The organism is Ruegeria arenilitoris (assembly GCF_013030985.1).
GTDB lineage: Bacteria > Pseudomonadota > Alphaproteobacteria > Rhodobacterales > Rhodobacteraceae > Ruegeria > Ruegeria arenilitoris_B.
The window spans coordinates 64848-90693 of the sequence record NZ_WPYP01000007.1 but is presented as its reverse complement, the minus strand read 5'-3'; the positions used below and the strand labels follow the sequence as shown (position 1 = coordinate 90693).

Annotated in this window: 30 protein-coding genes and 2 tRNA genes; 25 read left to right on the top strand and 7 right to left on the bottom strand. The window is 58.8% G+C overall.

Annotation, left to right across the window (positions count from 1 at the left end; genetic code table 11):
- Positions 1 to 66: 66 nt before the first annotated feature.
- Complete coding sequence (locus tag GOX88_RS14790; protein ID WP_170403329.1) at positions 67 to 1743, bottom strand: cytochrome D1 domain-containing protein; 1677 nt, start codon at positions 1741 to 1743, stop codon at positions 67 to 69.
- 233 nt (positions 1744 to 1976) lie between these two features.
- On the opposite strand from GOX88_RS14790, the gene GOX88_RS14785 reads away from it, so the two are divergent.
- From GOX88_RS14785 to GOX88_RS23475, 7 genes are all read left to right on the top strand, one after another.
- Positions 1977 to 3158 carry an NnrS family protein gene (locus GOX88_RS14785; RefSeq protein WP_170403326.1) on the top strand — a complete coding sequence of 394 codons (1182 nt, stop codon included), beginning with the start codon at positions 1977 to 1979 and terminating at the stop codon, positions 3156 to 3158.
- A gap of 99 nt (positions 3159 to 3257) precedes the next feature.
- Positions 3258 to 3707: a c-type cytochrome gene (locus tag GOX88_RS14780; RefSeq protein WP_170327962.1), complete on the top strand. Its 450-nt coding sequence runs from the start codon at positions 3258 to 3260 to the stop codon at positions 3705 to 3707.
- Positions 3708 to 3723: 16 nt separating this feature from the next.
- Positions 3724 to 5091 (top strand): cbb3-type cytochrome c oxidase subunit I, encoded by a 1368-nt coding sequence (locus GOX88_RS14775; protein ID WP_170403323.1) that lies wholly within the window; start codon positions 3724 to 3726, stop codon positions 5089 to 5091.
- A gap of 5 nt (positions 5092 to 5096) precedes the next feature.
- On the top strand, positions 5097 to 5906 hold the full coding sequence (locus tag GOX88_RS14770) for a CbbQ/NirQ/NorQ/GpvN family protein (RefSeq protein WP_437436426.1): 810 nt from the start codon (positions 5097 to 5099) through the stop codon (positions 5904 to 5906).
- 9 nt (positions 5907 to 5915) lie between these two features.
- Entirely contained in the window at positions 5916 to 7838 is a 1923-nt protein-coding gene (locus GOX88_RS14765) for a nitric oxide reductase activation protein NorD (protein ID WP_170403317.1), read from the top strand.
- Entirely contained in the window at positions 7835 to 8383 is a 549-nt protein-coding gene (locus GOX88_RS14760) for a cytochrome c oxidase subunit 3 (protein ID WP_170403314.1), read from the top strand. The genes GOX88_RS14765 and GOX88_RS14760 overlap by 4 nt, the downstream gene beginning before the upstream one ends.
- Before the next feature lie 5 nt (positions 8384 to 8388).
- A complete protein-coding gene (locus GOX88_RS23475) occupies positions 8389 to 8676 on the top strand; it encodes a cytochrome C oxidase subunit IV family protein (RefSeq protein WP_254443340.1) in 288 nt (95 codons plus the stop codon).
- Positions 8677 to 8732: 56 nt separating this feature from the next.
- Here GOX88_RS23475 and hemA read toward each other — a convergent pair whose 3' ends face one another.
- A complete protein-coding gene (gene hemA / locus GOX88_RS14750; RefSeq protein WP_170403311.1) occupies positions 8733 to 9956 on the bottom strand; it encodes a 5-aminolevulinate synthase in 1224 nt (407 codons plus the stop codon).
- Between the two features lie 178 nt (positions 9957 to 10134).
- On the opposite strand from hemA, the gene GOX88_RS14745 reads away from it, so the two are divergent.
- Positions 10135 to 10827: a Crp/Fnr family transcriptional regulator gene (locus GOX88_RS14745; protein WP_170403308.1), complete on the top strand. Its 693-nt coding sequence runs from the start codon at positions 10135 to 10137 to the stop codon at positions 10825 to 10827.
- A 125-nt stretch (positions 10828 to 10952) separates the two neighbouring features.
- On the top strand, positions 10953 to 11963 hold the full coding sequence (locus GOX88_RS14740) for a hypothetical protein (RefSeq protein WP_170403305.1): 1011 nt from the start codon (positions 10953 to 10955) through the stop codon (positions 11961 to 11963).
- A 326-nt stretch (positions 11964 to 12289) separates the two neighbouring features.
- Here GOX88_RS14740 and GOX88_RS14735 read toward each other — a convergent pair.
- Positions 12290 to 12364, bottom strand: a tRNA-Thr gene (locus GOX88_RS14735).
- A gap of 83 nt (positions 12365 to 12447) precedes the next feature.
- Between GOX88_RS14735 and GOX88_RS14730 the strand changes: the two genes are divergently transcribed.
- The 10 genes from GOX88_RS14730 (at position 12448) to GOX88_RS14685 (ending at position 19155) form a co-directional block, all read left to right on the top strand.
- On the top strand, positions 12448 to 12603 hold the full coding sequence (locus GOX88_RS14730) for a hypothetical protein (RefSeq protein ID WP_170327942.1): 156 nt from the start codon (positions 12448 to 12450) through the stop codon (positions 12601 to 12603).
- 6 nt (positions 12604 to 12609) lie between these two features.
- Complete coding sequence (gene murA / locus GOX88_RS14725) at positions 12610 to 13878, top strand: UDP-N-acetylglucosamine 1-carboxyvinyltransferase (RefSeq protein WP_170403302.1); 1269 nt, start codon at positions 12610 to 12612, stop codon at positions 13876 to 13878.
- Entirely contained in the window at positions 13875 to 14351 is a 477-nt protein-coding gene (locus tag GOX88_RS14720) for a DUF2948 family protein (RefSeq protein WP_170403299.1), read from the top strand. The genes murA and GOX88_RS14720 overlap by 4 nt, the downstream gene beginning before the upstream one ends.
- A 46-nt stretch (positions 14352 to 14397) precedes the next feature.
- Complete coding sequence (locus GOX88_RS14715; protein WP_174826135.1) at positions 14398 to 14865, top strand: GNAT family N-acetyltransferase; 468 nt, start codon at positions 14398 to 14400, stop codon at positions 14863 to 14865.
- Positions 14866 to 14918: 53 nt separating this feature from the next.
- The gene (hisD, locus tag GOX88_RS14710; RefSeq protein ID WP_170403296.1) at positions 14919 to 16220 is read left to right on the top strand and encodes a histidinol dehydrogenase; all 1302 of its coding nucleotides are present in this window, start codon (positions 14919 to 14921) and stop codon (positions 16218 to 16220) included.
- A gap of 122 nt (positions 16221 to 16342) precedes the next feature.
- Positions 16343 to 17140 carry a hypothetical protein gene (locus tag GOX88_RS14705; RefSeq protein WP_170403293.1) on the top strand — a complete coding sequence of 266 codons (798 nt, stop codon included), beginning with the start codon at positions 16343 to 16345 and terminating at the stop codon, positions 17138 to 17140.
- 86 nt (positions 17141 to 17226) lie between these two features.
- On the top strand, positions 17227 to 17706 hold the full coding sequence (locus GOX88_RS14700) for a UPF0262 family protein (RefSeq protein WP_170327937.1): 480 nt from the start codon (positions 17227 to 17229) through the stop codon (positions 17704 to 17706).
- A 3-nt stretch (positions 17707 to 17709) separates the two neighbouring features.
- Positions 17710 to 18162 carry a low molecular weight phosphatase family protein gene (locus GOX88_RS14695; protein WP_170403290.1) on the top strand — a complete coding sequence of 151 codons (453 nt, stop codon included), beginning with the start codon at positions 17710 to 17712 and terminating at the stop codon, positions 18160 to 18162.
- Positions 18163 to 18164: 2 nt separating this feature from the next.
- Entirely contained in the window at positions 18165 to 18563 is a 399-nt protein-coding gene (locus GOX88_RS14690; protein ID WP_170403287.1) for a ketosteroid isomerase-related protein, read from the top strand.
- Positions 18556 to 19155, top strand: a complete 600-nt coding sequence (locus GOX88_RS14685; RefSeq protein ID WP_170403285.1) for a GNAT family N-acetyltransferase — start codon at positions 18556 to 18558, stop codon at positions 19153 to 19155. Before GOX88_RS14690 ends, GOX88_RS14685 begins: the two co-directional genes overlap by 8 nt.
- Before the next feature lie 14 nt (positions 19156 to 19169).
- Here GOX88_RS14685 and GOX88_RS14680 read toward each other — a convergent pair whose 3' ends face one another.
- A complete protein-coding gene (locus GOX88_RS14680) occupies positions 19170 to 19385 on the bottom strand; it encodes a hypothetical protein (protein ID WP_170403282.1) in 216 nt (71 codons plus the stop codon).
- 149 nt (positions 19386 to 19534) lie between these two features.
- On the opposite strand from GOX88_RS14680, the gene GOX88_RS14675 reads away from it, so the two are divergent.
- The 6 genes from GOX88_RS14675 (at position 19535) to GOX88_RS14650 (ending at position 22662) form a co-directional block, all read left to right on the top strand.
- The gene (locus tag GOX88_RS14675; protein ID WP_170403279.1) at positions 19535 to 20410 is read left to right on the top strand and encodes a carbon-nitrogen hydrolase family protein; all 876 of its coding nucleotides are present in this window, start codon (positions 19535 to 19537) and stop codon (positions 20408 to 20410) included.
- A gap of 91 nt (positions 20411 to 20501) precedes the next feature.
- Positions 20502 to 20720, top strand: a complete 219-nt coding sequence (gene infA / locus GOX88_RS14670; protein ID WP_005978431.1) for a translation initiation factor IF-1 — start codon at positions 20502 to 20504, stop codon at positions 20718 to 20720.
- An 11-nt stretch (positions 20721 to 20731) separates the two neighbouring features.
- On the top strand, positions 20732 to 21310 hold the full coding sequence (locus GOX88_RS14665; protein ID WP_170403276.1) for a Maf family protein: 579 nt from the start codon (positions 20732 to 20734) through the stop codon (positions 21308 to 21310).
- Positions 21307 to 22329: a ribonuclease E/G gene (locus tag GOX88_RS14660; protein WP_170403275.1), complete on the top strand. Its 1023-nt coding sequence runs from the start codon at positions 21307 to 21309 to the stop codon at positions 22327 to 22329. The genes GOX88_RS14665 and GOX88_RS14660 overlap by 4 nt, the downstream gene beginning before the upstream one ends.
- Positions 22326 to 22508 carry a DNA gyrase inhibitor YacG gene (locus GOX88_RS14655; RefSeq protein ID WP_170403272.1) on the top strand — a complete coding sequence of 61 codons (183 nt, stop codon included), beginning with the start codon at positions 22326 to 22328 and terminating at the stop codon, positions 22506 to 22508. The genes GOX88_RS14660 and GOX88_RS14655 overlap by 4 nt, the downstream gene beginning before the upstream one ends.
- Before the next feature lie 79 nt (positions 22509 to 22587).
- Positions 22588 to 22662: transfer RNA gene (locus tag GOX88_RS14650), tRNA-Phe, on the top strand.
- A 256-nt stretch (positions 22663 to 22918) separates the two neighbouring features.
- Here GOX88_RS14650 and GOX88_RS14645 read toward each other — a convergent pair.
- The 3 genes from GOX88_RS14645 to GOX88_RS14635 all read right to left on the bottom strand — a co-directional run bounded on the left by GOX88_RS14645 (position 22919) and on the right by GOX88_RS14635 (position 25519).
- A complete protein-coding gene (locus GOX88_RS14645; RefSeq protein WP_170403269.1) occupies positions 22919 to 23749 on the bottom strand; it encodes a DUF3883 domain-containing protein in 831 nt (276 codons plus the stop codon).
- A 141-nt stretch (positions 23750 to 23890) separates the two neighbouring features.
- Entirely contained in the window at positions 23891 to 24268 is a 378-nt protein-coding gene (locus GOX88_RS14640) for a very short patch repair endonuclease (protein WP_302478198.1), read from the bottom strand.
- A 99-nt stretch (positions 24269 to 24367) separates the two neighbouring features.
- A complete protein-coding gene (locus GOX88_RS14635; RefSeq protein ID WP_174826134.1) occupies positions 24368 to 25519 on the bottom strand; it encodes a DNA cytosine methyltransferase in 1152 nt (383 codons plus the stop codon).
- Positions 25520 to 25846 lie beyond the last annotated feature (327 nt).

Below are 25846 nucleotides of genomic sequence, written 5' to 3'. Positions count from 1 at the left end.
CTGATAGGTCAAACGAGGAAAGGGCGGGCGAGGGGCCCGCCCTTTCCGATGGTTCCTGCGAACCCGTCAGGTGACGTGGTTCGAGCGGTTGTAAACGTTGAACTTGCCGGTCGGGGCATACAGCCCTTCGATGCGACCGATCTCTTCCAGCGTTTTGGCGTCGAAGATCACGATCTGACCGTTGGGCTCTTTCGAGTCCGACAGGTTCCACTTGGAGACCCAGACCTCGGTACCATCCGCGTTGAACTCGAAGTGAACGGCAGCGCTGCCTTCGTCTTCGGTGATCTGGATGGTTTTCACGATCTCGCCGGTCTCTTTCGAGATGACCTGCACCGATTGCTGAATTTCAGGCTCGGGGTGCTTGGTCTGGTCCGCCCAGATGTAGTCCGAATTCGGGTGGGTCCGAACAAACAGGCCGGGGCCGTCGGTTTCCACTTCGTAGCAGGTTTTCCAAGCCTGATCCGGATGGCCTTCCGGGTCGTTACCCCAGACGGTTACGGTGCCCACGCCAAGGTGGGTTGTACCGGCCACAGGACCACAGTTCGGGTCGATCCAGTTCGCGCCCGGTCCGGGGTGCGGCAGGGCGGCGGTGTCGATCATGGCTTCCAGCTTGTGGGTCTCGGTATCGACGACGACCATCTTGTTCGACGCGTTTGCGGCGATCTGGAAGTACCGGCCTGTCGGGTCAAAGAACCCGTCATGCAGGAACTTGGCCGAGTCGATCTTGTCGATCCGCAGGTTGTCCAGGTCGGTATAATCAACCTGCCACAGCTGACCCAATTCCTTGATCGCGACGATCCAGGTCGGCTCGTTCGGCGTTGTGTAGATTGCGGCCACGCGGGCCTCTTCCACATAGTCGCCGTCCACGTTCACACCGCGGGTCGAAACAACCTTGACCGGTTCCATTGTCTGGGCATCAACGATTGCGAAGTGCGGCGGCCAGTAACCACCACCGATGACGTATTTGCCGTCGCCGGAAACGGCCACGTCACGCGCGTCATAAGCAATTTTGACTTCCGAAACCAACATATTCTCAGGCTTCTGCCAGAGGTCGATCTTGGTCATCTTGCCGTCGCGGCCCATGGTGTACCAGAAGCGGCCTGGGTTTTCCGGCTCGGTGATGCTGTGGTGTTCCGATGCTTTCAGAACGTGCACGGCGTAACCGGTCGGGATGTGTGTCAGCACTTCTTTGGTGTCACCGTCGATAACGGCCACTTTACCCACGTCACGTTCGATGACGACGAAGAAGTTTTCCCAGTTGCGGCCGTGAAGCGGCTCGGTCGGGTAGTCGGCTTCTTCGACATAGACCTTGCGGGTCTCTTTCATCTGCTCCAGCGACATCTCAGGCGGCTTGGGAGCCTCCATCTGGATGTAGGTCGCCATATCCTTGATTTCCTGCTCGGACATGATGTCCGAGAAGTTGTTCATCCCGCCTTCGGTACCCCAGGCGATGATTTTCTCGAGGCGTTCCTGCCCGAGTGCAAGGGTTCCGCCTTCGGTCACGGTGCCGTCGGCTGCGGTTTTCTTCCAATGTGGTTCAAGACTCTTGCCTGTGGCGCCTTTACGCAGAACGCCGTGACAGCCTGCGCATTGTTCGAAATAAAGCTGTTTGGATGATTCAAACGCTTCCTCGCTGAGGGTTGGCTCTTCGGCGAAGGCTGGTGCAGCGACGCTGCCCAGCAGCATCGCCAAACCGGCCCCAAAGGCGCGGCCAGTTTTGTTGTAGCTGATTCCAAGTGACATGATCACTCTCCATTTGCGTGGTGAGGCACCTCTTAGGGTGAGACATTGCGCGGGGCCACTCCTTGACGAAAGTCAACACGGGGGACGCAATTCGAGAGCCAGCTGGAAAAAAACGCCAAAAAAACCTTGGGAAAATCTGAGTCTTAGGGGCATGTTTTTGGTGTTTTGATTTTGGTTAAGTCGCCGGTTCGGCTGCGCTGTTACGAGTTGGAAAACCGTCAAGGAGAGCAGCCATGCCCGCAATCGTCACCCGTGTTCTAGGTGAGGGGTTCCGTGTATTCTTCCTGTCCGCCGGTCTCTACGGCCTGTTTGTGGGGCTGGTCTGGGGGCTGTGGCTGGCAGTGCCGTATGTGGCGCCGGACAATGGCGTGACGCCACCGATGTGGCACGCGCATGAGATGATCTTTGGTTATGCCACCGCCGCACTGGGTGGGTTTTTTCTGACGGCCGTGCCCAACTGGACCGGAGCACCCGAGGCGCGGGCGCGCTTTATTACTCTGGCAGCCGGGCTGTGGCTGGCGGGGCGGATGGCCATGTGGTTTTCTGGGATGCTGCCGCCGGTGTTCGTTGCGGTGGTCGACCTGGCCTTTGTGCCTGTTCTGGCAGCCAAAATCCTGACCCAGCTGATTCGTCGCCCGAAACCGCAGAACATGATTTTCCTGCTGCTGCTCAGCCTGATCTGGGTCGCTGACCTGCTGACTCATCTGGAATGGATGGGGGTTACGACCGGCACGCTGCAAACCGGGTTACGCGCAGGATTGCTGAGCTTGTGCGCGATGATCGCCATCCTGGGCGGGCGAATCACGCCGGCCTTTACCCGCAATGCGATGAAACGCGAGGGTGTGCCCGAGGCGGACTGGCCGGTGTCGGTCGCTGCCCTGGATAAGGCGGGCATGATTCTGGCCCTGATTCTGCCGCTGACGGCCTTGGTGTTCGGTGCCGGGCCGGTGGCCGGTGTGGGGGCGCTTGCATTGGGCGCGGTGCAGGTTCTGCGCATGGCCCGCTGGCGCACGCGCTGGGCGGCACGGCAGCCGATTCTGCTGGCCCTTCATCTGGGGCTTGGGATGTTGGCGCTGGGTTTGATTCTCTGGGGTCTGTCGGTGCTGGGCCTGGGCAATGAGGTCGCCGCTCTGCACGTTCTGGGTATCGGATGCGTGGGCGGCATGACTCTGGCAGTCATGAGCCGTGCTGCGCTGGGCCATAGCGGACGAGCGCTGATCGCACCGGCCCCAATGGTTGTCGCCTATGGGCTGATGGCCGTGGCTGCCCTGTCGCGTTGGGTCGGGGCCGAGCTGAATGCTGGTTACATGGTGGCGATGCTGCTGTCCGACGGCCTGTGGGTCTGTGCCTTTGCGCTGTACCTGATCGCCATGTGGCCCGTCCTGACAGGCCCGCGCGCGGCGCGAGCGGGATGAATTTTAATTACTTCGGCCAGTCTTGACTTTCGTTAAGGAGACACCATGGCCCAACCGCCATGTTGATCAGACAAGCTAATCTGCGCAAAGGAGAGCGCAATGCGAGAAGTCATGACCAAGAGCATGGCCCGCAACATATTTTATGGCGGGTCACTGTTCTTTATCCTCATCTTTCTGGCCCTGTCGGCCCATTCGCACTGGTATATCGTGAATTCCGAGAATTCGGCAAAACTCGATGAAAGTGTGGTCCGGGGCAAACATGTCTGGGAAAAACACGCCTGTATCAACTGTCATACGATCCTGGGTGAAGGGGCCTACTTTGCTCCCGAAGTCGCGAACGTCATGACTCGCTGGGGCGTCCTCGACGACCCGGAATCGGCCTTTGAATCCCTTAAAGGCTGGATGGAGGCGCAGCCGACCGGCATTCCCGGTCGTCGGCAGATGCCGCAATTCAACCTCAGCGACGAAGAACTCCGCGACCTGACCAACTTCCTGATCTGGACGGACAATATCGACGCTCAGGACTGGCCGCCCAACGAGGCCGGCTGAGAAAGGGAACGGAGAAATGAAATACGAATCCCAAAAAATCGCCTACGCCTACTTTGCGGTGGCAATGGCCCTGTTTGCGATCCAGGTGATCGGCGGCCTTCTGGCCGGTCTGATCTATGTGTTCCCAAACTTCCTGAGTGAGCTTCTGCCGTTCAACATCGTGCGGATGCTGCACACCAACTCGCTGATCGTCTGGCTGATCCTGGGCTTCTTCGGCGCTGCCTACTTCCTGATCCCGGAAGAGTCCGAACGCGAGATCCACTCGACCAAGCTGGCCTATCTGCAGCTGATCATTCTTGTGGTCGGTACTTTGGGCGTGGTTGTGACCTATGTCTTCAACCTGTTCGAAGGCAATTGGCTGCTGGGTAAAGAAGGCCGCGAGTTCCTTGAACAACCCAAATGGGTCAAGGCGGGCATCGTCGTGGCTGCGCTGATCTTCCTTTACAACGTGTCGATGACCGTTCTGAAGGGTAAGAAGACCGCCATCACCAACATCCTTCTGTTGGGTCTGTGGGGTCTGGCGCTGCTGTTCCTGTTTGCCTTCTACAATCCGGGCAACCTGGCCCTGGACAAACAATACTGGTGGTATGTCGTCCACCTGTGGGTTGAAGGCGTGTGGGAACTGATCATGGCCTCGATCCTGGCCTACCTGATGCTAAAGCTGACCGGTGTGGACCGTGAGATCGTCGAAAAATGGCTCTATGTCATCGTCGCCGCTGCGCTGTTCTCGGGCATCCTTGGTACGGGTCACCACTACTACTGGATCGGTACGCCTGCGTACTGGCAGTGGATCGGTTCGATCTTCTCGAGCCTCGAAGTGATCCCGTTCTTCGCGATGATGGCCTTTGCCTTCGTCATGGTCTGGAAAGGCCGTCGTGACCACCCCAACAAGGCCGCGCTGCTGTGGTCGCTGGGCTGTGCCACGCTCGCCTTCTTCGGTGCCGGTGTCTGGGGCTTCCTGCACACGCTGCACGGGGTGAACTACTATACCCACGGCACGCAGATCACCGCGGCGCACGGTCACCTGGCCTTCTACGGTGCCTATGTCTGCCTCAACCTGGCGATCTTCAGCTATGCGATGCCGATCCTGAAAAACCGTGATCCGTACAATCAGGTGCTGAACATGGGTTCGTTCTGGCTGATGACCAGCGGTATGGTCTTCATGACCTTCGTGCTGACCTTCGGCGGTACCGTGCAGACGCACATGCAACGTGTGGTCGGTGAGTACTTCATGGACGTACAGGACCAGATCGCGATCTTCTACTGGATGCGTCTTGGTTCGGGCATCGTCGTTGTCCTCGGTGCGCTGCTGTTCATCTACTCGATCTGGGTTCCCCGGAAAGAGGTCATCGATGCAGGCACAGCCAAAACCCCTGCGGAGTAATGGATATGGATGGCTCCATAAAACTGAATGAGGGGGCGGCGAACGCCCCCTTCTACCTGCCCCAGAGCGATGAATGCGATGTGTTCACCGCCGCTTACAACAACGATCTGCCGGTTCTGCTGAAAGGGCCGACAGGCTGCGGCAAGACCCGCTTTGTGGCCCACATGGCCGCCCGTCTGGGCCGTCCGCTTTATACCGTGGCCTGCCACGACGATCTGGCCGCTGCCGATCTGATCGGGCGTTATCTGCTGAAAGGTGGCGAGACCGTCTGGGTCGATGGCCCCCTGACCCGCGCGGTCCGCGAAGGCGCAATCTGCTACCTTGATGAGGTGGTCGAGGCCCGCAAAGACGTGACCGTTGTGCTGCACCCGCTGACCGACGACCGGCGCATCCTGCCGATCGACCGCACCGGTGAAGAACTTGAGGCCGCCCCCGGCTTCATGCTGGTGGCCTCGTACAACCCCGGTTACCAGAATATCCTGAAAACCCTGAAACCCTCGACCCGGCAACGGTTCATCTCGCTCGAGTTCAACTTCCCATCGCCCGAGATGGAAGCCGAAGTTGTCGCCCAGGAAAGCGGGCTGGCGCTTGAGCGCTGCAAGCCGCTGATCCGGCTGGCGAATAAGCTGCGCGGGCTCAAGGGTCAGGACCTTGAGGAAGGCGTTTCCACCCGTCTGGTTGTTTATGCCGCGACGCTGATCGCACAGGGCATGCCGACCGAACGCGCCATCCTTGCCGCTATGATCGAACCTCTGACTGATGATGAGGACATCAAACGCGGGCTCCTCGATCTTGTCACGGCTGTCTTTGGGTGAGGCCGGCCGATGGTCAGGATCGAATTTGAGCCATGGGAACCCGAAGAAACGATCGGGAAACTGTGGCACACCCTTGCCAGCCGCCTCGATGCACCTGAGGTGCATGTTGGAGCCGCGGTCGACCTCTCAGAGGTCGCGGGGCGGTTGGCAGTCCTCTTCCGAGGGCTTGGGGGTAGTCCGGGCGTTGAATTGCGCCCGGTCTCGCCCGAGGTTTCACGTCACCGCCTGAGCTGGCGCCGCAAGTTGGCCACCGAGGTCGAACTGATGCCGCGCGCCTCGTTCGATGGAGAGGTATTGCGCCTGCCGGATCGGCTGGCGGTTTATCCCCTGCGCGAGGCGAATGGTGCGCTTTACGTCTGGCTGGCCGCTGCGGCCGCTCATGCCGGAACCCGAATTGACGAAGATGACCCGCTGCGTGCCGACCTGCACGCGCTGGCTGCGGCCCGGCAGATGGTTGAGGCCACGCTGGAAGACGCCCCGGGTCTGCGCCCACTTTACAATGAATTGTGCAAGGGGTTGCTGCATCAGCGCAGCGTTCCCGATTTGCCGCCGGTCGAGGCTGCGGTGGAAGGCATTGTTCGCCATATGCTGGGCGATCCCGAACCCTTGTCGGATCGCGCCCAAGCATTTCTGGAGATGGACGACGAGGTCGCGGCCCCGCGTGGTTATCAGCCGTTCCGCCCGGTGCCCCTGTGGCCCGAGCTGCGCGCTGTCGGCTTTTCCGAACATAACGAGGTCGAGAATCCGGAAACCGAAGGTGAGCCCGAGGAGTCCGGTGAAAAGACCCACCGCGCCCGCCGCCGCAAATCCGACCAGGCCGAGCGGAAAGACAGCCTGATCCTGCACAAGTTCGAAGCGATCCTCAGCTGGGCCGAGTTCCTGAACCTCAACCGTCGGGTCGATGATGACGACCCTGACAACGCCAAAAAGGCTGCGGACGATCAGGAAGAGATTGGGCTGGGTCAGATATCGAAGGCACCGCCGACCAAGCTGAAACTGCATCTGGACCTAGCGCCCGAGGATGTGAACCGCGAACGTCTGTCCGGTCGAATCCTCTATCCCGAATGGGATGTGCGCACCGGGCAGTATTTGCCGGACCACGTGAATGTTCTGCTGTCCGACGCAGATATCCGCGAAGACGCAGCCGAGTTTGGCAAAGACCCGGCCACCGCCCGGCGCATCCGTGCCGTCAAGCGCCAGTTCGAGGCCCTGCGCCCCGGACGTGTCATGACACGCGGCCATCTGGACGGGGATCAGCTGGATATCGAGGCCGCCGTACGTGCTGAAACTGACCGGATGGCCAGCGGCGAAGGCAATGAACGCGTCTGGATGCAATCCCGCCCCGTGGCGCGTGATCTGGCCGTGTCGATCCTGCTGGACGTGAGCCGCTCAACCGAAAGCGCCGTTGCAGGGCGTGCCGTGATCGATATCGAACGCGAGGCACTGGCCGCGCTCGCCTGGGGTCTGAACGCCTGTGGCGACGATTTCGCCATCCACGCCTTCAGCTCGCTGAAACGTCAACGGGTCTATGTGCAGCGTTGCAAACGGTTTGATGAGCCTATGGGCACAACGGTCGAACAGCGGATCGCCTCATTGCGACCGGGTCACTACACGCGGCTGGGTGCCGCGGTTCGCCACTGCTCTGCCGATCTGGCCAAGCAATCCCGTAAACGCCGGTTGCTGCTGGTGATCACCGATGGCAAACCCAACGATCTGGATCATTACGAGGGCCGTCACGGCATCGAAGACACCTGCATGGCGGTGCGTGAGGCGCGCCGCGCCGGGCAATCGGTCTTTGGCGTCACCATCGACAAGACCGGCAAAAGCTGGTTCCCGCGCATGTTCGGGCAGGGCGGTTTTGCCGTTATCCCCGACCCGCATCGCCTGACGATGGCCCTGCCGCAGATCTACCGCCAACTGGTCGGCGCATGAGCGATACCTCTCTGATCGACGAGCTTCCGGGCGAGTTGCTGATGTGGGTTCTGATCATCTCGGAATTGCTGGTATTCGGCGCCGGGATGATCGCCTTCATGGGCGTGCGCCTGACCGACCCGGTGGGCTTTGCCGAGGCGCAATCGCATCTGCACCGCACGGGGGCGGCGTTCAATACCGCTGTTCTGGTCACGTCCGGCTATCTGGCCGCGCAGGCCCTGCACTGGCGGCAGGCGGCCCGTCGCGGAGCGGCGCGTCTGGCCCTGATCGGGGCGGCCCTTCTGGGCGTAGTGTTCCTGATCATCAAGGGCACGGAATACGCGGACAAAGCGGCTCAGGGCATCGGATTCGAAACGCACCCGTTCTTTCTGTTCTACTATCTGCTGACCGGGTTTCACGCCGCACATGTGCTGGCTGGAGTCGGCATCCTGCTGCTGGTTTCCTGGAGGGATGATCCTCGCAATATCGAGGCAGGCGCTCAGTTCTGGCACATGGTCGATCTGGTCTGGATCATGCTGTTCCCCGTGATCTACCTGCTGGGATGAAAACGATGGGCTTTTCATCATCGATACCCAAACATTCCCGCCGTAGGCTCCCAAGCCCGATCACTTGCGCCTGGCTTACCCTGTTGGCGCTCAGCGTCGCATCCGCAATGCTGACCATGATGCCTATACCTTCGAGGCTTTTGGGCGGTGGAATACTGATACTTGCGCTGGCCAAGTCCCGCATAATCCTTGCCCAATATCTGGACCTTGCCACCAGCCCGCCTTGGTTGCGCGGCTTCACCATGGTCCTCACCGGGTTCGCGGTGGTGATCTTCTGCCTTTTCCTGATCTGAAAAAGAAAAAAGCCGCCCTATAAGGGCGGCAGTTATCCAAGCGAGGGGCGCTATGGTTATTGGGCGGCCATCGGCATCCGCGCGATCTGGCACCGTTGCCACAGGGCTGACAACGCGTTGACCAGATGATCGATATCGGCGTCGGTGTGAACCGGAGAGGGTGTGATCCGCAGACGCTCGGTTCCTTTCGGCACTGTCGGGTAGTTGATCGGCTGGATGTAGATGCCGAACTCTTCCAACAGAGTGTCCGAGATGAATTTGCACTTCACCGGATCACCGACCATCACCGGGATGATGTGGCTGGGGTTTGGCAGGTGCGGGATGCCTTCGGCGTCCAAGCGGGCGCGGACCTGCTCCACGCGCGCCTTTTGCAGATCGCGTTCGGCGTTCGATTGTTTCAGGTGCCGGATCGAGGCCGCAGCTCCGGCTGCGATCGACGGGGGCAGAGCGGTGGTGAAAATGAACCCGCTGGCAAAGCTGCGCACAAAGTCACACAGCGCGGCAGAAGCGGCGATGTAACCACCAACCACACCGAAGGCTTTGCCCAGCGTGCCTTCGATCACGGTCAGGCGATCCATCAGGCCTTCACGTTCGGCAATGCCGCCGCCGCGCGGGCCATAGAGGCCAACGGCGTGAACCTCATCCAGATAGGTCATGGCTCCGTATTTGTCGGCCAGATCGCAAATCTCTTTGATCGGTGCGATGTCGCCGTCCATGGAATAGACCGATTCAAAGGCGATCATCTTCGGCGCATTGGGATCAGCGGCGGCCAGTTTCGCCTCGAGATCCTCAAGATCGTTGTGTTTCCAGATGACTTTTTGTGCGCGTGAGTGGCGGATGCCTTCGATCATCGAGGCGTGGTTCAAGGCATCTGAAAACACAATCAACCCTGGGATTTTCGACGCCAGCGTGCCGAGGGCGGCCCAGTTCGAAACATAACCCGAGGTGAACAAAAGCGCGGCTTCCTTGCCGTGCAGATCAGCCAGTTCGGCCTCCAGCAGCACATGGTCATGCGTGGTGCCCGAGATGTTCCGGGTTCCACCCGCGCCTGCACCGCAACGGTCCAGCGCGTCATGCATGGCCGAAATCACGGCAGGATGCTGGCCCATGCCGAGGTAGTCGTTCGAGCACCAGATCCGCACATCCCGCTGCACTTGACCGTCGGTTTGGCGCGCGTTCGGGAAGGATCCGCAGCGACGTTGCAGATCGATGAAGACGCGATAGTTTCCTTCTTCCCGCAAATTTTCGAGGCTCTGGCTGAAAAATCGCTCGTAGTCCATCTTTCTGACTCCCCGGAATACTGGCTTTGGGGTGAAATTATGCGTGTTGCGACCCGCGCGACATGACTATTGTCAAGTTGACCCACGAAAAGGCTGGTGCGCGGTGCAGAGCTTTGGCATAGCCTGAGTTCGAAGGATGTACCGGTCAGAAGATCGACTAGGGAAAAGGGGAACCTTCTTGGCTCACGAAGCGCAAAAAGCAATCGCGCGGCAATCGCTCCTGCTCAAGAGTTTGCCGGATCAGCACGTCGATACTCTGCTCAGCCATGCGATCTGGCGCAGCTATGATCGTGGCGAGACGATTTTCCTGCAGGAAGAAGAGGCCAAGGCCGTTCATGTTATTCTGGCCGGCTGGGTCAAGCTGTTCCGCATGTCGCCCACCGGGGCCGAGGCCGTGGTGAGTGTCTTCACGCGCGGCGAAAGCTTTGGCGAGGCGGTTGCGCTGCGAAATGTCCCGTACCCGGTGTCCGCCGAAGCTGTGTCAGCCTGCGAGATCATGCATATCCCCAGCCCGGTGCTGCTGTCGCTGATGAAGGAAGACCCCGAGATCGGCGTGTCGATCCTGGCTTCGACCTTTACCCACCTGCATGCGCTGGTGGCACAGCTTGAACAGCTCAAGGCGCAGACGGGGGCGCAGCGGGTGGCCGAGTTCTTGCTGAACCTGTGCGATGCCGATGCCGATGCCTGCGACGTGGAACTGCCCTATGACAAGATGCTCATCGCCGGGCGTCTGGGGATGAAACCGGAAAGCCTGAGCCGTGCCTTTTCGCGGCTCAAGACGGTAGGTGTGAAGATCAACCGCAACCACGCGGTAATCGCCGATATCGAACGCCTGCGGGACTATGCTGAGAGCGATCCGTCGGAAAAGTGATCCCGGATCGGCGTTTGGTTACCATCCGGGCGATTTGAAAAAGCTCATGGCCTGACGAAAGCTCTTCACGCATTTGATGTTGCGGATCAGTTTCGGCCAAACACGATTTAACGAAACAGCTAAAGATGACTGCTGAATTTCTTACCGGTGGAGCTTTGACAGCCCGGATTAGGGAAGTAATGGAGGGTAATAAGCCCAGGATGTGCGTGGCATTCCTCGGGCCGGATTGGCTTGATGAACTGTTCGAAGGCTCGGTGCCTAAAGGGCTCAGGGTCGTGTGTGATCTCAGAATGGGGATGACGACGCGCCATGCGCTCGAAGCGGGTGGCGCGCCGGTAAATGATAAGCTTCGTCATTTGCCGGATTCCGAAATGCACGCGAAGGTTTATCTTTCAGAGGTCGGCGCCGTTGTGTGCTCGGCCAACGCGTCGACCAGCGCTTTGTCTTGTGAGGTGCGTATTGAGGACGGGGTTTGGGTTGGTCCTCAGACAAGAACTTTTAAACAAATAAAGAAAGAGTTTAAAAAGCGGTACAAACAAGCGGTCCGTGTGGATGCGGCGGCTTTGGAGGCCGCGCCGAAGCACGTAAACGGAGCCGGAGAGAAATCTCGGTTGCCGGATGGGCTTACCCTCGTCGAGGCTCTGGAGCGCGATCCGGATGCGTTCCGGGGCATTCGCTTCGTTTGTACTAGCACTACCGTAAGCAAGCCCGTTCAAGACGCCGCCAACAAGGAGCTTGATCGAGAAGCAGCAGATGAACTCGTGGCTGAAGACAGAAGTTCGCGCGAGTTTTTTTCAGGTTGGGATATGTCCGAGGACGATTGGCCGGCTTTGTTCTTTTCTCTCCATCGAGGCCCGCGAGGTGGATTCTACCTGACGAAACATCGTCACTATCGCTTCCTTCCCAGCGGAACAGGAGATCTTACGGAAGGCGTTTTCGTTTCTCATGAGGTTGATTGGGATACGAACGGTGCTGCCTTCGGAGATGTGCCGTGTCTCGCAGACCACGAGCGTTGCGAAGATGAACTGAAGACCCTTTTCCGTTCTAAGGAAACCTTCGAAGCTTTCGACGGCCAGGTTTTAACCGGCTGGGAATTTGCTGACTTGTTGTCCCAGCGCAGGTCTAACAGCACATAAAATGACGTAGAAACCTGGGGCTGCGATGCGTTCAGCGAGAATGTTGCGCAGCCTAGCGAATTGGGCAATCGGCACTGCGACCCCAAAACTTCTAGGTCAAATCGATTCTGTATTTAGTGGTTCGCTGGTGGGAGAGGTTTTTTCCACCTCAGTACTGTCAACGAACCCCTATCGCCTGCGAAAACCTCTCCCCGATGGTTTCGATTTGAGCCGTCAGCTGGTGTGGATGCAGTCTAAGCGCTCGGCTGCTGCGTAGGCTCCAATGTCGGAGGCTGAAAACGCAAGGCAATGATATGTTGCGTGGTCCGGAATGTGCTGGGATGTCCTGGTGCTGCTGGAGAGAATTGAACTCTCGACCTCTCCCTTACCAAGGGAGTGCTCTACCTCTGAGCTACAGCAGCACTGTGGGCGGGTGATTAGACTCAAACGAAACGGGGCGCAAGGGTGTCTGGACGGTTTTTTTCGCCTCCTGTAGAGAAAGATTATGGCAGATAGAAATACACCCAAAAAACACGGCAAATCCGGGGATGCGCGCGAAGAGCGGCTGAAGGCGGCGCTGAAGGCGAATATGGCGCGGCGCAAGGCGCAGGCCAAGGCACGCGCGACCCAAACCGACAAAGCCGACAAGGACGAGGGATAAGAGCAGATGGATTCGATTCTGGTGACGGGCAACGGGCCGCTGAACGGTCAGATACCGATTGCGGGGGCCAAGAACGCGTGTCTGACGCTGATGCCCGCGACCTTGCTGAGCGAAGAACCGCTGACGCTGACCAATGCACCAAGGCTCAGCGACATCAAGACCATGACCGCCCTGCTGCAATCGCTGGGGGCCGAGGTGTCTTCGCTGCAGGATGGGCAGGTGCTTGCGATGTCCAGCCACGACCTGACCAGCCACACGGCCGATTATGAGATTGTGCGAAAGATGCGGGCCTCGAATCTGGTGCTCGGTCCGTTGCTGGCCCGGTTCGGAGAAGCCATCGTGTCGTTGCCGGGCGGGTGTGCGATCGGCGCGCGGCCGATGGACCTGCATGTCGAAGGGCTCGAGGCGCTGGGCGCTGAGATCGAACTTGAAGACGGTTATCTGCACGCCAGGGCGCCGGGTGGATTGAAGGGTGCGGTGCATGAGATGCGTTTTGCGTCGGTCGGTGCGACCGAGAACATCGTCATGGCGGCCACGCTGGCTAAGGGCACCACGGTTCTGAAAAACGCCGCGCGCGAGCCCGAGATCGTCGATCTGGTCGAATGCCTGCGCAAGATGGGGGCGCAGATCTCGGGTGAGGGGACCTCGACCATTGAAATTCAGGGCGTTGATCGTCTGCACGGTGCGACCCATCAGGTTGTGACCGACCGGATCGAGCTGGGCACCTATATGCTGGCCCCGGCCATCTGCGGTGGTGAGGTCGAGCTTTTGGGCGGGCGGATGTCGCTGGTTGATTCCTTTGCCGAGAAACTGGAGGCCGCAGGGGTCAGCGTTTCGGAAACCAGCAAAGGCCTGAAAGTGGCGCGCAAGAATGGGCGTGTTCGGTCTGTTGATGTGGTCACCGAACCGTTCCCCGGTTTTCCCACCGACTTGCAGGCCCAGATGATGGCATTGATGTGCACGGCCGAAGGCACCTCGGTTCTGGAAGAACGTATTTTTGAAAATCGCTTCATGCACGCCCCTGAACTGGTGCGGATGGGGGCGAATATCGAAGTGCACGGTGGTACGGCCACGGTCACCGGAGTAGAGCAGCTGAAGGGCGCGCCGGTGATGGCGACCGACCTGCGCGCCTCTGTCTCGTTGATTTTGGCGGGGCTGGCGGCCGAAGGGGAAACCACGGTCAGCCGGGTCTATCATCTGGACCGCGGATATGAACATGTGGTGCGCAAGCTGGAAGGTGTGGGTGCCAAAATCGAACGGATCAAGGGCCAATGACAGACGCAAGTTTTCACGATGGGCGCGAGGCCCCGCTAAACCTCGGCGCCGAGGATGGCGATGACCTGCAGGTGATTTCGACCCTGACGCAGGACGCCGTGTTCCCGGTGACCGAGATGACATGGCAACCGTCGCTGCGCCGGTTTGGTCTGCTGCTGAACCGCTTTCGGTGGGAAGACAAGGACGCCGCCACCCGCCGGGGGCGTGCGTTTGAACGGGTGCAGTCGGTTCTGGTGTTCGATTCTGTGCTCTCGGTGGCCAGCCAGGGTGTCGACCGCAGTGAGAAGGACATGGTGATGTCCCTGCTTTCGGTCGATTTTGAAGCTGGCGAGGACGGTGCCGGCCAAATCATCCTGACGTTGGCGGGCGACGGCGCAATCCGACTGACGGTCGAGGCGATTGACGTCACGCTCAAGGATGTGACCCGCCCCTATCAGGCCCCATCGGGGCAGGCTCCGCACCATCCGGAATAAGCGCGGCATATCGCAGGCGTTCTCGGGGCCTCCGGCCGGTCTGGAGTTGCGCCGCGCGACCGTATTCGACGTGTTCGACCTGAGCCGGGTTCTGATCCGCTCGATTACCCGGCTCTGTCAGGCGGACCACCGGGATGACCCGCAGGCCATCGCGAAATGGACGGCAAACAAAGACCCTGAGACGATCCGGGGTTGGATCAGGGACGGAGCGCAGATTTGGGTGGCCGAACGCGCGGGGCAGGTTGCTGCCGTGGGTGGCCTGCGCGACGATGAGATCACGCTGCTTTATATCGATCCGGATTATACCGGGCATGGCATCGGGTCGGTCTTGCTGCATCGGCTTGAACAGGAGCTGATCGCTTCGGGCCATACCGAAGCCCGGCTAGAGGCCACACAAACGGCGCAGGCGTTTTATCGACGGCATGGCTGGCAGCCCACCGGGCAATGCGGCGCGCGCGGCGACGTTTCCTGTTTCGCCATGCGCAAATCGCTGCACCCTGCCGAGAAGGGTTGAGGCCAGCCGATCCCGGCGATATGTCCCGATGAAACGCCCCGGAGAGCCAGACCATGCCCGTTTTCCTCGATTCCTCGTCACCCGAGTTTGAAGCCGCCTTTCAGGCACTGTTGTCGGCCAAGCGCGAAGACAGCCCGGATGTGGACGCTGTCGTTGCGGAGATTATCGAGGAAGTACGCACCCGGGGCGACGCGGCAGTCATTGAACTGACGGCCAAGTTCGACCGGCTGGAGCTGACGCCCGAGACGCTGGCCTTTTCCGCCGATGAGATCGCCGAGGCAGTTGCGCAGGTCTCGGATGCAGATCGTGCCGCGCTGGAACTGGCAGCCCAACGCATCCGGGCCTATCATGAAAAACAACTGCCCGCGGATCACCAGTGGACGGATGCGGCTGGGGCAACCCTTGGGTGGCGCTGGTCGGCGGTCTCAGCTGCGGGGCTTTATGTGCCGGGCGGTTTGGCCTCTTACCCCTCTTCGGTTCTGATGAACGCGATCCCGGCTAAAGTGGCGGGGGTTGAACGGCTGGCCATTGCGGTGCCCACGCCGGACGGGCAGGCGAACCCTTTGGTCCTGCTGGCGGCGCAATTGTCGGGCGTGGATACGATCTATCGCATTGGCGGTGCGCAGGCGATTGCGGCGCTGGCTTACGGTACCGAGACCGTCGCACCGGTGGACAAGATCACAGGCCCCGGTAACGCCTTTGTGGCCGCCGCCAAACGCCGGGTATTCGGCAAGGTGGGCATCGACATGATTGCGGGGCCGTCCGAAATCCTTGTGATCGCGGACAAGGACAACGACCCCGACTGGATTGCGCTGGACCTGCTCAGCCAGGCCGAGCATGACGAAAGCGCGCAGTCGATCCTGATTACCGATGACCCTGGTTTCGGTCAAGCAGTGGCAAAGGCCGTCGAGAAACGTCTGGAAACCCTGCAACGCCGTGTCATTGCCGGGGCCAGCTGGCGCGATTTCGGCGCGGTGATCACCGTGCGCGATCTGGACGAGGCCGCCGCGCTGTCGAACCGCACCGCCCCGGAACACCTCGAGCTGTGCGTCGCCGACCCGGTGGAACTAAGCCAGAAAACCATTCACGCCGGTGCAATCTTTCTAGGACAGTACACGCCCGAAGCCATTGGCGACTATGTCGGTGGCCCCAACCACGTTTTGCCCACGGCACGTTCGGCCCGGTTTTCCTCCGGCCTCAGCGTGATGGATTTTCTAAAGCGCACCACACTCAGCCAGATGACGCCGGAAGCGCTGCGCGCGATCGGTCCTGCAGCCGAGCAACTGGCGCAGTCGGAAAGCCTGGAAGCGCACGGCTTGTCGGTTACGGCGCGGCTTAAACGTTTGAACGGATAGGCTTTATATGGCCTGCCGGACACACCGTTATTCAATCTGATGCCCGGCAAGCCGAACAGGCTTGAACCTGATCGCCAACCTGAGGCGCAGTCGCAGCAGCAATCAGGTGGAAGAAGTTGAACTTGGAGCGCGTTGCTACCCTCTGGATCGGAGCAAAGTTCAGCTTTCCGGAGCACCTGTGCCTGAAATCCTTTGCCGATGCCGATCAAAAGCCGATCGTCTATCACTATGGAGATCTGGAAGACATCCCGGACTATATCGAAGCCCGGGACGCCCGCGAGATATTCGACACGCCCGAGATTTACCGTGACCCGGTCACCCGGTCCGTGGCCGTTCACGCCGACCTGTTTCGACTAAAGCTTCTGCAAAAGACCGATTACATCTGGGCGGATGCCGATGCTTATGCAGTGCGCCCTTTCGAGACCAAAGACGGGTATCTTTTCCCGATTGCAAACCGGGGCAGACGGCGGATCATGAGTGGCGTTTGGGCCATGCCGGGAGAAAGCCCCGCGCTGCAGAACATGTGTAAATACGCCTTCGACAGCGATCTCACCCCGGCCTGGTGGAGTGATCAGAAAAAAGAGGCCTACCGCGCCATCTTTGAGACCTCGACCTATTGGAGCCTGCCTCTTTTCAGTTTCGGCCCTCCGATGCTGTTCCACTATATTTTCGATACGCCCGAGCACAAAATGGCGGGGCCACGCCCCGAGCTGTATCCGATCCCTTTGCGCCACCGCTACCTTTGGAATGACCCGGACATGTCCAAGCTTGAGTTTCTTAAGTGGGACAAGAAGATGTCCATTCATTTCTACGGGTCGTGGTTCCGCAAGATTTTTCAGGGACGCAAAATCAGTGAGGGTTCGCTTGTCGACACGCTTTTGTGCAAACACGGCATCGATCCGTCAAACCACCCGATTTAGACGCCGCGTTCAAACGGTTGCCGAGTGCGTTGCCCATTCAATTCCCATGCGCTAAGTCTGTGCCGACTTAAACGGACCCGACTCCTATGACCCGCATTTCGCATATTGAACTGGATGACCGAAACCTGCCCCCGCCGACCCCCGAGATCGAGCAGGAGCGCAAGGTTGCCATCTATGACCTGCTGGAAGACAACAGCTTTGCGTTGCCCCAGCGCGAAGATCGGGCCGTACCGGACGGGCCGTACCACGTCCAGCTGTCGATCCGCGACAAGCGGCTGGTATTTGACGTTGCCACCGAGGCCGAAGAAAAAGCGGCCGAGTTCCATCTGTCGCTTGGCCCGTTCAAACAGGTGGTCAAAGACTATTTCCAGATCTGCGAAAGCTATTTCAACGCGGTCAAGACCTTGCCGCCCAGCCAGATCGAAACCATCGACATGGCCCGTCGCGGCATCCACAACGAAGGCAGCCGTGTGCTGCAGGAGCGCTTGGAAGGAAAAGCGGAAATCGACACCGACACCGCCCGCCGCCTGTTCACGCTGATCTGCGTGCTGCACTTCGGGGGCTGACGGGTGACGCCTCTGCCGCAGTCGATCCTGTTCTGTTGCGACCACAACTCGGTCCGGTCACCGATGGCCGAAGGCATCATGAAGAAATTCTATGGCACCGGCACCTATGTGCAATCCGCCGGTGTGCGCAACGACTTTGAGATCGACGGGTTCTGCATTTCGGTCTGCCAAGAGATCGGGGTCGAACTTTCCCGCCACCGGACGCGCTCGTTCGACGAGATGCAGGAATGGGGCGATGACCTCAGCTCATTTGACCTGGTGGTTGCCCTGTCGCCTGCCAGCCAGCGAAAAGCGCTGGAACTGACCCGGATTTTTCACCTGGATGTCGATTATTGGCCAATAATGGACCCTACCGGGCTGGGCGAGAATCGCGAAGAAAAGCTACATCACTACCGACAGACCCGCGATCAGATCATCGGGCATCTGAAAGAGCGCTGGGGCGAACCTACGGAGTGACCATGAACCAAACCGTCAAAACCTATTTCGAGGCATTCAACGCAGGCGACGTGGACGGCATGTTGGCTTGCCTGTCCGATGACGTGGCGCATCATGTGAACGAAGGCCAGATCCGCGTCGGTAAAGAGAAATTTGCCGCCTTCTGCGATCACATGAACCGCTGTTACCGCGAGAACCTGACCGATATCGTGGTGTTCGACGCCGAAGGCGGCACCCGCGCAGCGGCCGAGTTCATCGTTAACGGCACCTATCTGGAAACCGATGAGGGCCTGCCCGAGGCGCATGGCCAGACCTATCGCCTGCCCGCCGGGTCGTTCTTTGACCTGAAGGATGGCAAGATCACCCGCGTCACCACGTTCTACAACCTCGCTGACTGGACAAAGCAGGTCTCGAATGGCTGAGGTCACCGCCGTCCGCCCCCTGACCGGAGCGGCGCTGGAGGCCGCTCTGGACGACGTGGCGCGCCTGCGGATCGAAGTGTTTCGGGCTTGGCCGTACCTGTATGACGGGGATCTGGAATACGAACGGAAGTACCTGCAATCCTACCGCGACAGCGATAAGGCGATTGTGGTTGGGGCTTTCGACGGTGACCGCCTGATCGGGGCCTCGACCGGGGCGCCTCTGACCGAGCACGCCGACGATTTCGCTGCGGCCTTCGAACGGTCTGGGCTGGACCTGTCCGAGATCTTCTACTGTGCCGAGTCTGTTCTGCTGTCCGACTACCGGGGGCAGGGCGTCGGCCACAAATTCTTCGACCTGCGCGAGGCGTATGCCCGCGCGCTGGGTTTTAAAAAATGCGCCTTTTGCAGCGTCCAACGCCCGGCTGACCACCCGCTGCGGCCGGAAAGCTACCGGCCACTGGATGCCTTCTGGCGCGCGCGGGGCTATGAACCGCTGCCCGGTGCGGTGGCGCAGTTTTCGTGGAAGGATATCGGCGAAGAGGGTGAGACGCTCAAACCGCTACAGTTCTGGATCAGGGATTTGCCAACGTAATCCGCGCTAACGCTTCAAGCCCGGTGCTTTCGGCTGAGCAGACCGTATTTGACGGCCCACCCTCTGAGGGACCGGCTTTTGCGCTTTTCCTGCTTCAGCGGCTTTTTTACCTGTGCGCCGCCTTTTCGATTGAACTCGAACACGTCGATAACGCGTTCCGCACAGCCACAGGCTTCGCCCATGCCAACTTTGGCAAAATAGAACTTCTCGAAACTTTGCGGGTTTTGCATGGTCTTCCTCCCAAGCACATTGAAACACTTCGGATGCCTTCTGCCAATTCACTTTCCCGTCGATGAGGGCTGGGGCGAACAATGCGTCTGTACAGTTCGACACGCCGCCTATTAGTGTCTCGCTAAACCAGGCCTGAGGAGCTCGCGCTATGAAAGTCGCAACCGCCGCCTATGATCTAGACTGGCTCGACAGCTGGGCGCAGTACGAGGACAAGCTGAATCGCTGGGTGGCCGAGGCTGCCGGTCAGGGGGCCGAGCTTCTGGTGTTTCCGGAATACGGTGCAATGGAGCTTTCGACGCTCGATGGCGCCGGTGTGGCCGGTGATCTGGAGCGCTCGATCCGGGCAGTGTCGGACCGGATGGAGGAGGCTCGGGCCCTGCATCAGCGTTTGGCACAGGAATACAACACATACATTCTGGGCGCATCGGCTCCGGTCGTGGATGGTCCGGGCCGCCCGGTGAATCGTGCTGCGTTCTATGCCCCGGATGGTCAGCAGGATCATCAGGACAAACAGATCATGACCCGGTTCGAACGCGAAGACTGGGATATCGCGCCCGGCGGCCCGCTCAAGCTGTTCGACACTGCCTTGGGCAAGATCGGCGTACTGATCTGCTATGACAGTGAGTTTCCCCTGTTGGGTCGCGCCCTGCAGGAGACCGATCTGATCCTCGTCCCCTCCTGCACCGAGGCGCTGGCGGGTTATTGGCGGGTTCGTATCGGCGCGATGTCACGGGCGCTGGAAAATCAATGCGTTACGGTGATGGCTTCGCTGGTCGGCAACAACGACTGGTCCGAGGCGGTGGACATGAACACCGGCACCGGCGGCATTTTCGGCCCGCCGGACAAGGGGTTCCCGCAGACCGGGGTGTTGGCCGAAGGCACCCTGAACCAACCCGGCTGGACCTATGCGGATATCGACCTTTCGGCCATCGCTAACGTCCGTGCTGATGGTCACGTGTTGAACCGATCCCACTGGGTTGAGCAGACTTCCCGAGTCGATTCTGTCACATTATCGCCTCTTTAGGTGATTCCGCCCTTGAAATAGGGCTAAAATGGGCTCATTTAAGCCCACATCCCCGTAGATTCTGCGGGTGCAATGTAATGATGGAGACAACATGGCCAAGGAAGATACGCTCGAATTTCCCGGTGTCGTGAAGGAACTCCTGCCTAATGCGACGTTTCGGGTCGAGCTGGAAAACGGCCATGAGATCATCGCACATACGGCAGGCAAGATGCGCAAGAACCGCATCCGTGTTCTGGCCGGCGACAAGGTTCAGGTCGAGATGACCCCTTATGATCTGACCAAGGGTCGGATCAACTACCGCTTCAAGTAACGCCTGCCGCAATGGCGTTTATCTTAGGATCGGGCAGCCCCAGGCGGCTGGACCTGCTGTCCCAGCTTGGCGTGCAGCCCGATGCAATCCGCGCCCCTGATATCGATGAAACGCCTTTGAAGGGCGAGCTGCCCGTGCCCTATTGCAGCCGCATCACGCGGGCAAAAGTGCAGGCAGTTCAGGCGGATAGCGACGATGTTACCCTGTGCGCCGACACAACCGTCGCGCTGGGCCGTCGCATTCTGGGCAAACCCGAAGACGCGGGTCAGGCGGCCGAATTCCTGCACGCCCTGTCCGGTCGGCGGCACCGCGTGATCACTTCGGTTGCCGTACGGCGCGGGGATCGGGTGCTGCAACGCGACGTGGTCTCTCAGGTCAAGGTCAAGCGCCTGTCGGATGTTGAGATCAACGCATATCTGGCCACCGGAGATTGGCAGGGCAAGGCAGGCGCTTACGCCATTCAAGGCCCGGCTGGCGCGTTTATCCCGTGGATTTCGGGCTCGTTCACCGGCATCGTGGGCCTGCCCCTGTCTGAGACCGCCGCCCTTTTGCAGGGCATCGGCTATCCCTTGTATCGTGAGGCATCATGAAGGGTCGCACCATCGTTCTGGACCATATCGACAACCGCGAAGCCGCTGCTTTGATGGTAGACGGGAAACTGGATGATTTCCTGATTGCCGCAGACGCGCCCGCGCCGGGTACGATCTATCGCGCCCGTGCCGACCGCCCTGTGAAAGGGCAGGGTGGCATGTTCCTGACAACACCCGATGGTCCGGCCTTTCTGCGCCAAGTTAAGGGGCTTGCGCCCGGTGCCCTGATGCTGGTGCAGGTGTCAGGTTATGCCGAACCGGGCAAGGCGCTGCCGGTGACCGACCGCATCCTGTTCAAAAGCCGCTATGCGATTGTCACGCCAGACGCGCCGGGCCTGAATATCTCGCGCTCCATTCGGGACGAGGACGAGCGCGACCGCCTGCTCGAGATTGCGCATGAATGCATGGAGTGCAGCGACTATGGCCTGATCCTGAGGTCATGCTGTTCGGGCGAGGATGCCGGCGAGATTGCCGAAGACATCAGCGCCATGCTGGCCCATGCCGATCAGGTTCTGAACGATCCGGGGACTGAGCCCGAGCTGCTGCTCGAAGGCGACGGCCCGCACGTACTGGCCTGGCGCGACTGGACCGACCCGGCGGAGGTCGTAACACAGGCGGGAGGGTTCGAGGAGCAGGGCGTGCTCGATGCGCTGGACGTGGTGCGCGGGATTTCCGAGCCGCTACTGGGCGGAGGGCACCTCTTTATCCAGCCCACGCGCGCTCTGGTCGCTGTGGATGTGAACACCGGGTCCGATACGTCTCTGGCGGCCGGAACCAAGGCCAATTTCGCCTGCGCCAAGGCGCTTGCCCGTGCGCTGCGCGTGCGCGGCCTTGGCGGGCAAATCACTGTGGATCTGGCTCCGATGCCCAAAAAGGACCGCCGCGGGTTTGAGTCGGCTCTGCGTGCTGCGTTCAAGGCGGATGGGATCGAGACGACTCTGGCCGGTTGGACCCCTTTGGGTCACTATGAACTACAGCGCAAACGTGGTCGCATCCCTCTGACAGAGGTGCTGAAATGAGCTGCCCGATCTGCGGCGAAGACACGGTGGTAAAGTTCCGCCCGTTCTGTTCCAAACGCTGTGCTGACATCGATTTGGCCAAATGGCTGAACGGGTCCTACGCAGTCCCGTCGCAGCGGGAAGAGGACCTGGATGCGGAGGTTTCTGAGAGCGAAACAGAGCAATCGCGCCCACATTGAAAAAATGTAAAAAAGCCTCTGGACACTGCCTGTAGCAAGTCATAGAAGGCCTCCACCCAACGATAAACATCGTTCCCGTGCCCGGGTAGCTCAGGGGTAGAGCAGTGGATTGAAAATCCTCGTGTCGGTGGTTCGATTCCGCCCCCGGGCACCATTTTTTCTACAGGAAAGTCACAATAACTTTCTGTTTTTTAACGGAAAAACTTCCAACGCTCCCGTTAATCGGGTGCAGGAAAGCGTGCTTTGCTCCACAATTTGCTCCACAATTTGCTCCGCGTGAGTTCTCTTAGCCAATGCTAAGATACCATTCTATCTACCCAATGAAGCCGAGAAATAGGTGCTCGCTGACGGCGCGGCACGCAGCCATAGGACAGACTCTCCTGCTGATCATCCGCACCCCAATGTGAGTCTTAGTGAAAGCTGGCGCGAAAGCTCGTGGCCGTGAGTTCGACATGAGCACCCAAGGGAGGACGCAATTCGAATGCCCTCGGGTTCCGCGAGAAATTCCAGAGTCTGAAAAGAATCCAGCGGTCGCGATTCTCCTCTGCGACCGCCAATTCGTTTCTGGAAATGTGAAATGGTGTGCGCTCCCAGCCGTTGGTTGTCTTTACCTCGATTAAGCGATCATTCCCTTCGGGTGTGAAGCTCGAAATGTCATATCCGGCACCATCGCCATCCTCCTGGCTGACCCACCGCACTTTATTGGCGAGGTCTTGTCGGCCTACACTGGTCAGAATGGCGCGTTCATGATGAAGGACGCGCTCTTCCCCAGCCTTGCCCAGAGATCTGTTCCTCTCATCTCGCCCCGCCACATCGAATTTCCTGGCCACGGCTTGCATTTGCTCCAATTCGTCCGGTGGCGGCGTGTTCTGCATGGTGGGTGGGGTCTCAATCCAGATAGCCCTCGGAGGCTCGGATGCTTTCATTTTGGGAGTGTGGCTCGGGGTCAGCCAGCCACCATGCTGCTGGAGATGCCGAGCAACGGCATCCTCCAGGGATTTCTGAAAATTGAATGCGGGCTTATATCCGATAATCCAAGTTTCACCCAGCCCCTTAAGGACCGCTGAGATGTTTTGGTGTTTGAATTCGATCGACCCTTTGGAGCGCCCAATCAACTCTTGCAGGGCACGGTTGTGAGCCGCTTTGTTGTATCTCGCGCCCGACAACTCATCCGTGAGCATGGAAAAGTAATCCGCCACAATGGCGTCATTTTCCCAATCTGACCATTCCTCACCACTCATGGTGCCAGGCTATGCGAAGCGGTTTTCGATGTCACGCATAGGAACCGCCGAGTATCGTTAAGGGTGACCAAAGGAAGGAGGGCATTGGAGAAAAGTGTCTTGCTTCTCAATTGAAACATCACTGACCGTCGGTGCAGACTGTCATTTCCCGGCGAGAAATCTAATCAGCTTTTCTTTTAGCGAGATTTGTTCTTTTGTTTCGCACTCCCAGACTATCAGAACTTGCCAACCAAGAGCGCCAAGCTGCGAAATTTGCTGTTCATCACGCCTAACATTGTCGGCAAATTTTTTCTCCCAAAACGCGGCTCTTGTTTTGGGCGTGGTTGTTCGAGAGCAGTTTTCGTGTCTATGCCAGAAGCAGCCATGTACGAATATGATCTTCTTGCATCGGGGGAACACAAGATCAGGAGATCCAGGTAGAGTTTTAACATGAAGCCGATACCGATACCCAAGTGAGTGGCAAAGGCGGCGAACTATCATCTCTGGTTTCGTCCCCTGTTGCCCAATTGACGCCATCATCTTGGACCGCTGAGGGTCAATTGGCTCCTGAAATTCGGGTTTCGCTTTAACCATATCTCAAAAGGGTCGTTTCCCAATTGGGGAGAGACGTTTTCTCACTTATTCTTCGGACTCAAGGATAGGCTGAGGCTCGAAGGTACAATCAACGGATGCGTCCAAACTGGAAAGCCATTCGGAGATCGGTTTCAAAAGCGCCGTTCCGAGGTCTACCGGGACGGCGTTGCCTATCTGACGGCCCGCGGCAGTGAGGCCACCCGAAAAGACAAAATTATCAGGAAACGTTTGCATTCGAGCTGCTTGCCGAACAGTGATTCCATGATGCTCTGTCGGGTGAACAAACCGCCCTTTGGATGGGTTGATGCAGGCAGTTGTCATCGTCGGGCCAGGTTGACCCGGGTCAATTCTTCCATAAACGTCTTTATGACCGTCGTGTTTCTCGTGGCAAGGCAGTATCCTACCCGAGTCCTTGCGCGAACCGCCGTTGGGAGGTGTGTTTCGAAACGCTTCGACCAATTCACGCCCATGTTTCATGTGTATGTCATTGGGGTCTTGGTTAGGCGCTGCTCGGAACACCTTCTTACAGCTTACCCACGGAGACAGGCCGTCGTCGCAATTGGAGTGACTTGGAGCGGGAGGCCATAAGAGCGCGGACGCTGAAAGGTCATTTCGTGTCCCTAATATGAACACACGCTTTCGTCTTTGAGGAACACCAAAGTCTCTTGCATCCAAAATAGCAGGAGGGAAAACTTTGTAGCCAGCTTTCTCGGCTCTTGAGTTGAATTCCTCCAGGAACTTTTCGTGTCGCGGCCACAAAATCCCGGGAACGTTCTCCATAAGGAACGCACGGGGGCGTAGAGTTTCGACGAAATTGAAGTAACTGAGGATGAGCTTGTTTCTTGGGTCGTCAACCCCGGCATCATTGATGCGATGAGTGGAGAAACCCTGACATGGTGGGCCTCCAAGAACGATATCGCATCCGGTTTCGGAGAAGTGCTTTTTTACAAGACGTTTAGGCTTCAGTTCATTGATGCTGTCGTCATAAAGAGTCGTTTTTAACTGTAGTTTCGTGTTGAAGTTTTCCCGGTACGTGTCGACGGCAAACTTGTCGTTCTCAACCGCAAATTCCACATGGAACCCAGCATTGTAGGCTGCCAGGGAAAACCCTCCAGCACCGCAGAACAAATCCACTGCCTGTAGTTGATTGGTAGACGTGTCCACAAGGACCCGATGTAGGTTGTTTCCTCCGTCCAACCGGGGCCCTCCCTTTGGTCGTTTGATTGCCAATAGCTCAATGCAAACTGTTTCGCGCTACCATAGGGGGTTGATCGAGGTTTTCAAGAAAATGGCGAGCAGGATGATGCGATACGCACACACTTGCAAACAAAGTAATTGGACAGACCGTCGGTCTCCTCGGATCATTGAACAGCTTGGAGACCAATCCTCGAGTGGTTAGTGGGGTTGTCTGCTTTGAGAAGTTGGCTTCTGGAGAATAACCTTCAGAGAACTAACAAAGAAACATCTGAAATGTGCTTTCACGACGATGAATTGTGGGAAGAGTTTCTGCAATCAGAAAGTGAT

What these genes read in the sequence shown, in the direction of transcription:
- GOX88_RS14645 (WP_170403269.1), bottom strand. Translation starts at nt 23,749, where the DNA reads ATGAGTGGTGAGGAATGGTCAGATTGGGAAAATGACGCCATTGTGGCG.
- GOX88_RS14690 (WP_170403287.1), top strand. Translation starts at nt 18,165, where the DNA reads ATGAACCAAACCGTCAAAACCTATTTCGAGGCATTCAACGCAGGCGAC.
- GOX88_RS14785 (WP_170403326.1), top strand. Translation starts at nt 1,977, where the DNA reads ATGCCCGCAATCGTCACCCGTGTTCTAGGTGAGGGGTTCCGTGTATTC.
- GOX88_RS14790 (WP_170403329.1), bottom strand. Translation starts at nt 1,743, where the DNA reads ATGTCACTTGGAATCAGCTACAACAAAACTGGCCGCGCCTTTGGGGCC.
- GOX88_RS14680 (WP_170403282.1), bottom strand. Translation starts at nt 19,385, where the DNA reads ATGCAAAACCCGCAAAGTTTCGAGAAGTTCTATTTTGCCAAAGTTGGC.
- GOX88_RS14765 (WP_170403317.1), top strand. Translation starts at nt 5,916, where the DNA reads ATGGTCAGGATCGAATTTGAGCCATGGGAACCCGAAGAAACGATCGGG.
- GOX88_RS14740 (WP_170403305.1), top strand. Translation starts at nt 10,953, where the DNA reads ATGACTGCTGAATTTCTTACCGGTGGAGCTTTGACAGCCCGGATTAGG.
- GOX88_RS14640 (WP_302478198.1), bottom strand. Translation starts at nt 24,268, where the DNA reads ATGATGGCGTCAATTGGGCAACAGGGGACGAAACCAGAGATGATAGTT.
- GOX88_RS14775 (WP_170403323.1), top strand. Translation starts at nt 3,724, where the DNA reads ATGAAATACGAATCCCAAAAAATCGCCTACGCCTACTTTGCGGTGGCA.
- GOX88_RS14760 (WP_170403314.1), top strand. Translation starts at nt 7,835, where the DNA reads ATGAGCGATACCTCTCTGATCGACGAGCTTCCGGGCGAGTTGCTGATG.
- GOX88_RS23475 (WP_254443340.1), top strand. Translation starts at nt 8,389, where the DNA reads ATGGGCTTTTCATCATCGATACCCAAACATTCCCGCCGTAGGCTCCCA.
- murA (WP_170403302.1), top strand. Translation starts at nt 12,610, where the DNA reads ATGGATTCGATTCTGGTGACGGGCAACGGGCCGCTGAACGGTCAGATA.
- infA (WP_005978431.1), top strand. Translation starts at nt 20,502, where the DNA reads ATGGCCAAGGAAGATACGCTCGAATTTCCCGGTGTCGTGAAGGAACTC.
- GOX88_RS14660 (WP_170403275.1), top strand. Translation starts at nt 21,307, where the DNA reads ATGAAGGGTCGCACCATCGTTCTGGACCATATCGACAACCGCGAAGCC.
- GOX88_RS14655 (WP_170403272.1), top strand. Translation starts at nt 22,326, where the DNA reads ATGAGCTGCCCGATCTGCGGCGAAGACACGGTGGTAAAGTTCCGCCCG.
- hemA (WP_170403311.1), bottom strand. Translation starts at nt 9,956, where the DNA reads ATGGACTACGAGCGATTTTTCAGCCAGAGCCTCGAAAATTTGCGGGAA.
- GOX88_RS14700 (WP_170327937.1), top strand. Translation starts at nt 17,227, where the DNA reads ATGACCCGCATTTCGCATATTGAACTGGATGACCGAAACCTGCCCCCG.
- GOX88_RS14675 (WP_170403279.1), top strand. Translation starts at nt 19,535, where the DNA reads ATGAAAGTCGCAACCGCCGCCTATGATCTAGACTGGCTCGACAGCTGG.
- GOX88_RS14685 (WP_170403285.1), top strand. Translation starts at nt 18,556, where the DNA reads ATGGCTGAGGTCACCGCCGTCCGCCCCCTGACCGGAGCGGCGCTGGAG.
- GOX88_RS14720 (WP_170403299.1), top strand. Translation starts at nt 13,875, where the DNA reads ATGACAGACGCAAGTTTTCACGATGGGCGCGAGGCCCCGCTAAACCTC.
- GOX88_RS14780 (WP_170327962.1), top strand. Translation starts at nt 3,258, where the DNA reads ATGCGAGAAGTCATGACCAAGAGCATGGCCCGCAACATATTTTATGGC.
- GOX88_RS14770 (WP_437436426.1), top strand. Translation starts at nt 5,097, where the DNA reads ATGGATGGCTCCATAAAACTGAATGAGGGGGCGGCGAACGCCCCCTTC.
- GOX88_RS14730 (WP_170327942.1), top strand. Translation starts at nt 12,448, where the DNA reads ATGGCAGATAGAAATACACCCAAAAAACACGGCAAATCCGGGGATGCG.
- hisD (WP_170403296.1), top strand. Translation starts at nt 14,919, where the DNA reads ATGCCCGTTTTCCTCGATTCCTCGTCACCCGAGTTTGAAGCCGCCTTT.
- GOX88_RS14665 (WP_170403276.1), top strand. Translation starts at nt 20,732, where the DNA reads ATGGCGTTTATCTTAGGATCGGGCAGCCCCAGGCGGCTGGACCTGCTG.